Here is a 1,356-nt window from a genome sequence, read left to right as displayed (position 1 = left end):
CGCTCCAGCGCCATCTTGAACACCGGGTCGGCGCGCAGGGCGTTGGCGTCGATGCCGTCCTCGTAGCCCGCCGCGATCATCAGCATGCGGAAGCGCAGGATGTCGGCGGCGCTATGCAGGGTGCGGGCGGGATCGCGGGGGTCGTCGATGCAGGCCGCGAGCTTGCCGGCCACGTCGAGCCGCCGCTCGACCTCGCGCAGCGCCAGTAACCCGGCGTCCGAGGACAGCGAGCCGCCGTCGAAACGGGCGGTCACCACCTTGCCGTTCACCGGTGACAGGCCCGGCAGCGGCGGTGTAGTCTCCTCCTTGGCGGGCATGGCCTCTCCGATCTGATGTTTTTGGCGTCAGCACCCAAAAACTACGCCGGATCAGAGGCTTGGGCTAGGCCCGCCAACCATGATGCATAATTCGGGCGAGCGCTCGGCAGCGTCATGGGCGTGACGGATGCGCAGCCGAAGCGCGAGATCATCCGCGCCGCCCGCAACCGGGATCAGGCGCGAACTGCTCTTCAGTTCGACGTCGGGTTTCTGCAGGGCTTGCCGGAAAGTGAGCAAGAGCTTTTCTCGGTCCGGTTCGGTTACAAGCTGGAGGTCGAATATAAGGCCAACCGATTCATCCCGCGTAACATCGTCGACGACATCGCCCATTGCTCGCAAAGCTGCGCATCGAAAACGAAGGGCGCGCAACGCAAGATCATGAAGCCGTGCGAGGGTGCGAGGCGTGTGGCGAACCTTACCACGCCAGCGGCCCCGGCAAGCGGTACTGCTCAAAGGCGTGCTGGAATAGCGTCTATCTGATCCAGCCCAAGCCCTGCGAATGGTGCGGCACCGACTTCACGCCGAAGTCACGGCGCGTTCGCTTTTGCTCCCCGCGCTGTTCGGCTCAGCATCGCGTTTCAACGCATTAGGACGACCCGGCTTTCGTCTTCAAAGGCGCCGCCTTTGCTTTCCTCAACTTCCGAACAAGTCGCGACGGCCGCCTTTTTGCAACTGCCGGATCGTTCTTTTTGATCAGCGTCGTTTCTGCCGTCCCGGTCCACGCGGCAACGGACATCGCCACAAGTCCGACTGGATTGCTGAAAGGGCGCGATTTTGCCGCCTGGTTGGGGCTTACGCCCAGGCAGAACTCTACTGGCGGCAAAACGCGGCTGGGCAAAACATCGAAGATGGGTCAGCGTGATTTGCGGCGCCTTCTGATCATGGGCGCCATGTCCGTGGTTCAACTGGCGGCGCGGCGAGGAGCGCCCGATGGTTCGTGGCTCGCGCGTATGCTGGCGCGAAAGCCGAAGATGCTGGTCGCGGTCGCGCTGGCGAACAAGATCGCTCGTATCGCTTGGGCTCTGATGACCCGCGGTGG

2 protein-coding genes and 1 pseudogene are annotated in these 1,356 nt (G+C 63.6%); 2 read left to right on the top strand and 1 reads right to left on the bottom strand.

Going from position 1 to position 1,356, the window contains the following annotated elements; genetic code table 11:
• The coding region (locus VQ042_RS25565) for a transposase (RefSeq protein WP_331823046.1) at positions 1-317 on the bottom strand (317 nt) is incomplete at its 3' end.
• A 114-nt stretch (positions 318-431) separates the two neighbouring features.
• On the opposite strand from VQ042_RS25565, the gene VQ042_RS25560 reads away from it, so the two are divergent.
• Together VQ042_RS25560 and VQ042_RS25555 are read left to right on the top strand one after the other, a co-directional pair.
• The gene (locus VQ042_RS25560) at positions 432-797 is read left to right on the top strand and encodes a hypothetical protein (protein WP_331823045.1); all 366 of its coding nucleotides are present in this window, start codon (positions 432-434) and stop codon (positions 795-797) included.
• Between the two features lie 284 nt (positions 798-1,081).
• A pseudogene (locus VQ042_RS25555) lies at positions 1,082-1,356 on the top strand (transposase); the annotation flags it as partial.

The sequence above is a fragment of the Aurantimonas sp. A2-1-M11 genome (genome assembly GCF_036549475.1).
Classification (GTDB): domain Bacteria; phylum Pseudomonadota; class Alphaproteobacteria; order Rhizobiales; family Rhizobiaceae; genus Aurantimonas.
Note: the sequence above shows the minus strand (reverse complement) of the source record. Positions and strands in the feature narration are given on the sequence as shown.